Annotated in this window: 8 protein-coding genes; 6 read left to right on the top strand and 2 right to left on the bottom strand. The window is 47.3% G+C overall.

Annotation, left to right across the window (positions count from 1 at the left end; all coding sequences use genetic code 11):
• The first annotated feature begins 592 nt into the window (after positions 1-592).
• Positions 593-802: a hypothetical protein gene (locus FKZ59_RS13905; protein ID WP_141603349.1), complete on the top strand. Its 210-nt coding sequence runs from the start codon at positions 593-595 to the stop codon at positions 800-802.
• Between the two features lie 537 nt (positions 803-1339).
• Here the strand turns inward: FKZ59_RS13905 and FKZ59_RS14855 are convergent.
• The gene (locus tag FKZ59_RS14855) at positions 1340-1687 is read right to left on the bottom strand and encodes a hypothetical protein (RefSeq protein WP_220125046.1); all 348 of its coding nucleotides are present in this window, start codon (positions 1685-1687) and stop codon (positions 1340-1342) included.
• An 83-nt stretch (positions 1688-1770) separates the two neighbouring features.
• Here FKZ59_RS14855 and FKZ59_RS14850 point away from each other — a divergent pair, with 83 nt between their 5' ends.
• Positions 1771-2106 carry a hypothetical protein gene (locus FKZ59_RS14850; RefSeq protein WP_220125045.1) on the top strand — a complete coding sequence of 112 codons (336 nt, stop codon included), beginning with the start codon at positions 1771-1773 and terminating at the stop codon, positions 2104-2106.
• Between the two features lie 378 nt (positions 2107-2484).
• Here FKZ59_RS14850 and FKZ59_RS13895 read toward each other — a convergent pair whose 3' ends face one another.
• On the bottom strand, positions 2485-3144 hold the full coding sequence (locus FKZ59_RS13895) for an IclR family transcriptional regulator (protein ID WP_181733309.1): 660 nt from the start codon (positions 3142-3144) through the stop codon (positions 2485-2487).
• 111 nt (positions 3145-3255) lie between these two features.
• Here FKZ59_RS13895 and leuC point away from each other — a divergent pair, with 111 nt between their 5' ends.
• From leuC to FKZ59_RS13875, 4 genes are all read left to right on the top strand, one after another.
• Complete coding sequence (leuC, locus tag FKZ59_RS13890) at positions 3256-4653, top strand: 3-isopropylmalate dehydratase large subunit (protein WP_141603346.1); 1398 nt, start codon at positions 3256-3258, stop codon at positions 4651-4653.
• On the top strand, positions 4650-5237 hold the full coding sequence (leuD, locus tag FKZ59_RS13885; protein WP_141603345.1) for a 3-isopropylmalate dehydratase small subunit: 588 nt from the start codon (positions 4650-4652) through the stop codon (positions 5235-5237). The genes leuC and leuD overlap by 4 nt, the downstream gene beginning before the upstream one ends.
• Positions 5238-5262: 25 nt before the next feature.
• Entirely contained in the window at positions 5263-5613 is a 351-nt protein-coding gene (locus FKZ59_RS13880; RefSeq protein ID WP_141603344.1) for a LytTR family DNA-binding domain-containing protein, read from the top strand.
• Between the two features lie 1156 nt (positions 5614-6769).
• Positions 6770-7027, top strand: coding sequence for a hypothetical protein (locus FKZ59_RS13875; protein WP_141603343.1), 258 nt, complete (start codon positions 6770-6772; stop codon positions 7025-7027).
• The last annotated feature ends 180 nt before the right edge of the window (positions 7028-7207 follow it).

Here is a 7207-nt window from a genome sequence, read left to right as displayed (position 1 = left end):
CCCATATCATCTCTTTTCATGGCGAGAGCTATAGACTGTCCCACGCATTGTCGAAAAGGAATTAAATGGGTGGCAAACCTCTGCATTTTTCATTGCATTTCTCTGCACTTTTCTATTGCAAAATACACAGATAAGGTGTTAACTTGGGCATATAGACATTGATTTTGGGCGGATAGGGTTCTGTCTTGGGCGTATAAAGATGCAGCTCGGGCAGAAAATGTTCCAACTTGGGTGTATAGAGATGCATCTTGGGCAAATAGAGTTTCAATTTGGGCATATAGACACTCCTCTTGGGCGGATGGGGTTTGATCTCGGGCATATAAGGGTTTATCTTGGGCATATATAGATGAATCTCGGCGGATGGAAATTGAATTTAGGCGTATAGAGATGCATCTTGGGCGTATAGATACATAGCTTGGGCAGATGGAGATGCATCTTGGGCATATAGATATTTAGCTTGGGCGGATAAGGTGTACACTTGGGCAGATAAAATCCTAACTTGGGCATATAGTTTCCTAACTTGGGCATATAGATTCGTAACTTGGGCGGAAGGGGTTTCCTCTTGGGCATATAGTTCCTGGATGAATATAAGATGCGGATTGCCGACTATTTGGCGTCGCTGAAGCGGGAGGATCTGTGGTTTGTCGTGGAGTTGATCGCGCTTGCGGATGAGGATCCTTTTGCGGGGGATGAGTTTGAGTTTGATTTATTTCCGAGTTACGTGATTGCCGAAACGTTCTCCATCCTGGGCGACCTGCATGTGCATTTGGAAAAAGGGCTGGAAAAACTGATGACCAATTAGCCGATTCTGGTTTCGGTTGGCGGTTCTGTGCAAAGAGGATGGGAAAAGTGGCATCACGCCGGGTGCTTGAAAGATTCGCGCGGAGGCCAAATACTTGGGGTTAATTGGACAGTGCACGATACATAATAGGGAGACGAATAGCCAAACATAAAAATGCCGCCTTCCAACAGGGAGGCGGTTTTTTCATGGCGGGGTGCCTTTAGTAAAAAAAGGGTGACGCTCGATGGACGTCCCCTCTACGTAGCAATTGTAGGTACTACCTTAGTGATATTATAGCAAAGCCGATAAATATATGCAATCAAAATTTTAAATTTTCTGATATTTTTTAAGGAGATCGCTGCGATATTTCTATAAGCCGTTCGTCGCTGCGGTAAAACGGATGCTGACAGGATGGTGAAAATCGTATATTCATCAAAAAAAACTTAAATAAAAAAATTCAGATAATGGCATGAGATAAATGCTATTAAAATGAAAAAATTAACTAAGAGTTCCATGTTTACCTCCATGAAATGACTATTTGTGGATTAGTTTGGGCGTTTAGTTGAGACTTTTTTCGAGCGATTCTATAATTCTCCTAATGTATTTTGGAAAAGGAGGGGGAACCTTGGGCAGATAAAGATTCGGCTTGGGCTGATGGTGTTGCATCTTGGGCATAAAGAGAAAAAACTTGGGCAAATGGGGTTCCACCTTGGGCATATAAAGAATAAACTTGGGCAAATGGGGTTCCACCTTGGGCAGATAAAGATCTAGCTTGTGCAGATGGTGCTGCATCTTGGGCAGATAAAGATTCGGCTTGGGCGAACGGGGTTTAATCTTGGGCAGATAAAGATTTAGCTTGTGCAGATGGTGCTGCATCTTGGGCATAAAGAGAAAAAACTTGGGCAAATGGGGTTCCACCTTGGGCAGATAAAGAATAAACTTGGACAGATGGGTTCCACCTTGGGCATATAAAGAATAAACTTGGGCAGATGGGATTCCATCTTGGGCAGATAGAGGCCAAACTCGGGCAGAAAGCACCCCCTCTTGGGCAGATAGAGGCCAAACTCGGGCAGAAAGCACCCCCTCTTGGGCAGATAGAGGCCAAACTCGGGCAGAAAGCACCCCCTCTTGGGCAGATAGAGGCCAAACATGGGCAGAAAGCACCCCCTCTTGGGCATATAGAAAATCACCTTGGGCATATAGAAAATCAACTTAGGCATATAGAAATGCACCTTGATTACATAAAGATTCATCTTGGAGGGATGCAAATAATTTTGGGCAAAAAAAAAAAGAAGGGCGACGTTCGGGACGTCCCCTATGTATAAATTGATGGATGTTTCATAGAGTCATCAATCTGATTAATATAATAACAAAAATTAATAAAATTGCAAGAATATTTTTGATTTTTCGCTTAAAAATTTTTGTTTTCCTAGAATAATATTGCATGAATGACAACCGGGGAAGTAGGGGATAATCGTATTTATTTCCACCAATTTCAATATATTAACAATCGGTATTATATAAAATTCAATGGTGTAATTGGCCGCTTTTATCTGTTTTTGTAATTGTTTAGCGGGTGAAATGTATTTGAAGCTCTTTGATTTTGAATTTTCTGATTATAGACGACAGAAAAGAGCCCGATTCCATGATCGGGCTCTTTTTTTCATGCATTGTTTGGGGGCGGATCGGCCGGATGCGCCCCATCAGCATTCATTCAATTTTTCATTCAGCTCCCGGGCGGCTTTCAGAACATGAGCGGCCAATTTTTCCGAAGGTTTTTCCCCCAGCCGGGAAATGGGGCCGCTCACGCTGATGGCAGCGATGAGCTTCCCGCTTTTGGAAAAGATCGGCGCGCTGACGCTGGCCACCCCCGGCTCCCGCTCCGCCACGCTTTCCACCCATCCTTGGCGGCGGATGGCGTCATACTCTTTATTGGAGATTTCATCTTCCCATATTTTGAATACCTTTCCGGCCGAACCCGCCCCAATCGGGAAGATGGACCCGACCGGCACCATGTTGGCCAGACCCGCAACATTCACCGACGTGATGCAGATTCGTTGTTCTCCTTCCCTGATATAGACTTGGCTGCTTTCATTTGTGGATTCGGTCAGCTTTTTCAGGATCGGCTTCGCGGCTTCCGCGATGATTTTCGCATAAGCGGAATCGCTCCAAATGGCGATTTTTGGGCCGATCGTGTATCCTTCCCGGGTTTTGGCGACCAAGTGGGCTTCCTCCAGGTCGCTCAGCAGGCGATGGACGGTGGAACGGGGGATGCCCGTCCCTTTGCTGATTGTATTTAAATCCCCGCTTCCATTTTCGGCAAGGAAATCCATAATACTTACGATTTTGGTTAATACTCCCATTTTACTATTGCACCCTCTTTCTGAATCCATTATAATGTGCTTAACCACTATATGAGAATTATATCTCATATAGTGGGATTTTGGGAGTGTTTTGAACAGGGGGATGAAGAAATGTCGCAACCAAAGACGTTGTTTGACAAAGTCTGGGAGAAACATGTAGTCACAAGTTCGGACAATTTGGATCTGCTTTACGTGGATTTCCATTTGATGCATGAAGTGACTTCCCCGCATGCCTTCCGCGCTCTAAGGGAAATGGGGATCAAAGTGAGACGGCCGGATTTGACGATTGCCACCATGGACCATCAAGTGCCGACTTCCTATTTGAATGAACCTGTCAGAGACCCGGTGGCCGCCGAACAAATGGAAACCTTGATGGCCAATTCCAAAGACTTTGGGGTGAAAGTCTATCCATGGGGTTCGGAGGATCAGGGAATCATCCACGTCATTGCGCCGGAGAAAGGGATCATCCAGCCCGGCATGGTGGTGGTATGCGGCGATTCCCACACGTCCACCCACGGGGCGTTTGGCGCTTTGGCATTCGGAATCGGCATCAGCGAAGTGGCCCATGTGCTGGCGACCCAAACCATCCGCCAAAGAAAGCCGAAAAAAATGGCGGTGACCTTGACCGGAAAAAGACCAAAAGGCGTCACGGGCAAAGATTTGATTTTATACATTTTGCAGATCATCGGCACGGACGGCGGCGTCGGCCATGTGATCGAGTACAGGGGCGATGTGATCAAGGAACTTTCCATGGAGGAACGGATGACCATCTGCAACATGACCATCGAAGGCGGGGCTCGTGCCGGCATGATTGCGCCGGATGAAACCACTTTTGAATATTTGAAAGACAAGCCGTTTGCCCCGAAAGGCGAAGAGTGGGAAAAGGCGGTGGAAGAATGGAAGCAGCTGCACACCGATGAGGGGGCCGTTTTTGACAAGGAAGTCGTGGTCGATGTGACGGATATCAAACCGTTCGTGACATGGGGAACGACGCCCGCCCAGGCGGTTTCCATTGACAGCATGGTGCCGGTGCCGAGAGATCCGAATGAAGAAAGGGCATTGGAATATATGGGTCTTGCACCGGGCATGCCAATGAAAGAGGTAAAGATTGATGCCGTGTTCATCGGATCCTGTACGAATTCAAGGTTAGAGGATTTGCGGGCGGCGGCGGACGTCGTGAAAGGGCGCAAAGTGAAAGAAGGCGTCAAAGCCATCGTGGTTCCCGGTTCGATGAAAGTGAAGCGGGAAGCGGAGGAGGAAGGATTGGCGGACATCTTCGTCAATGCCGGATTTGAATGGAGGGCTTCCGGATGTTCCTTGTGCGTGGGGATGAACGAGGACGTGCTGGAGGCTGGACAACGCTGCGCGTCCACAAGCAACCGAAACTTCGAAGGACGGCAAGGAAAAGGGGCCCGGACGCATTTGGTCAGCCCGGCCGTTGCGGCGGCATCGGCCATCATGGGCAAATTGGCCGATCCTGCGGAAATGGCGAAGGAGGTAGCGCGATGAAAAAGATCAGAAACATTGCCGGAAAGGCATTGCCGTTGGGATTTTCGGATGTCGACACGGACCAGATCGCGCCAAGCGATGCGATGAAATTTTCCAAGCGCACCAATATGGCCGGCTATCTTTTCAAAGATTGGCGGGAAGATCCGGACTTTGTCATGAATCGTCCGGAATACAAAGACGCAATCATTCTGCTTGCCGGGGAAAACTTTGGATGCGGCTCCAGCAGGGAACATGCGCCATGGGCATTGCTGGACTACGGTTTTCGGGCGGTCATTGCGCCTTCCTTCGGCGACATTTTCAAAAACAACTGCTCCAAAGTGGGATTGGTCACGATTGAACTGGAAGATCCGATCGTCAAGCAGATGATCGCCATCGCGGAGGCGAATCCCCAAACGGAATTTGCCATCGATATTGCGGAAAAAACGATTACTTGCGAAGGATTCCAATGGCATTTTCACATGGATCAATTTACGCAATACAAACTGCTTCACGGATTGAACGAGATTGAAATCACGTTATTGGAGCAGGAGGCCATCCAACGTTACGAAGCAAAGAGACCAAGCTTTCTTCCGCGGATCATCTAATGGGGGAAAGGGGCTGAGATGGCAGATGGAGGTTGCAATCGTTCATTCATCCAAACCGGCCGCCACCAAGAGGGGCCAGACGCTGTTTATTCCGTTGGTTGAAATCCTGTTCATCGAAAGGATCAATCAATGTTCCTGCATTATTTCTCAGCACGATTCGATTCCGGTCCGCACGACGCTGAAGTTTTTCGGAAGCAGTTTGCCGGACAATTTTGTCAGGGCGCACCGGTCGTTTATTATCAATAAAAATCTTGTCAAAGGGTTGAACCGGCGGGATTACAACAATTTTATTGTAAAATTTAAGGAAACCAAAGCCGAAGCTCTGGTTTCCAAAGGGCAATTGGAAAATTTGTTTACTTTGAATAGTATAGAATAAAAATGTTGAAAATGGAAGTTTGGCCGGCACTGTTGGCGGATGCGGCACGGGCAGCCGACCGCAACGGTTCCGGCTTTTGTTTTGAGGGTATGAGAATTTTTGGAGAAAAGTGAAGGGGCGGGGGATTGTATGTGGGGATTCACCTTGGGCGGATAGGAATTCAACTAGGGCATATGAGTTTTCACCTTGGGCGGATGGGAATTCAACTTGGGGCATATAAGATGTGAACTTGGGCGGAGGGGTGATAACTCGGGCACTTGGAGTTTTCGCTTGGGCATATGGAGTGGGAACTCGGGCCCATGGGTGTTTATCTTGGGCATATAGTGGATGAGCTTGGGCGGATGGGCATTCAACTAGGGCATATGAGTTTTCACCTTGGGCGGATAGGAATTCACCTTGGGCATATGGAGTGGAAACTCGGGCGCATGGGTTTCTAACTTGGGCAGATAGGAACCGGACTTGGGCATATGGAGCGGAAGCTTGGGCCCATGGGTGTTTATCTTGGGCATATAAGATGTGAACTTGGGCGGAGGGGTGATAACTCGGGCACTTGGAGTTTTCGCTTGGGCATATGGAGCGGGAACTCGGGCGCATGGGTGTTCAGCTTGGGCATATGGAGTGGGAACTCGGGCGCATAGGGTTTTAACTCGGGCAGATAGGAATTCAACTTGGGCATATAGTGGATGAACTTGGGCGTATGGGAGTTTATCTTGGGCATTTGGGGTGAGAACTTTGGCGTATGGAGCGGGAACTCGGGCGTATGGTTTTCACCTTAGGCGGATAGGATCTCAGCTTCACCGATTTAACCAGTTTGGAAATCGTTTATTTTTTATTTGAGCGGCGGGAGGGAAAAGCCGAATATTTCCAGAATAATGTAATGGTGGTCAATGACTTTAATCAAATATTTTTTACTTTATCAATTGTCATAGCACTGATGATTCTCATTTTTGGATTCAAGCGGAAATCCCGCATGATGATATTTAGGGGAATGATTTTTTTCATCACGCCATTCTTTGTATGGATCAATCATTGTCCTAGTGTCTGTTCTTTCATTCAACATTTCTGATCTTTTGCAGAAAAAATGGAGAAGAGGATGGCCACAGGTATGAAGGAGAAGTCTGAGTGAACGGGAAGCTGGTGTGACAGGTGGGATTATTTGGAAGGTGGCATTTCCTTCCTTTATGATTCGGAAGTGATTTTAAACAAAGAGATGGAGACCACGGATTTGTTGTTCACGTGGCAGTCGTTGGCGGAGCCGCTCTTGTTCCCGGATGAGCGGGAGTATCGTGTGGAATTGTTGGATTCGCTGTATGAGATTCGGATCGAGGCGGCCGATGCGGGATTGGTGTTTCATCGGAAGGAATTGGGCAGCGACCGGGAAGGTATCCAAGCCGATTCCCGCGGAGGAGTATAAGCGGTTGGTGAAGGCCGGGTTTTTGGAATTCGCGGAGTTTTTGAAAAACCATGTGTAAATTAGCACATTATTTCAGAATCCCTTTTTCAAATTATTTCGGACGGATTCTGAAATAATGTGCAAAATCTTTGCGAATTATTCCAGGTTTTGCAGATTATTTCCGAACATTTGCACATTATT

Origin of the sequence: Ureibacillus terrenus (assembly GCF_006569205.1) — a bacterium.
GTDB classification, from domain to species: domain Bacteria; phylum Bacillota; class Bacilli; order Bacillales_A; family Planococcaceae; genus Ureibacillus; species Ureibacillus terrenus.
Note: the sequence above shows the minus strand (reverse complement) of the source record. Positions and strands in the feature narration are given on the sequence as shown.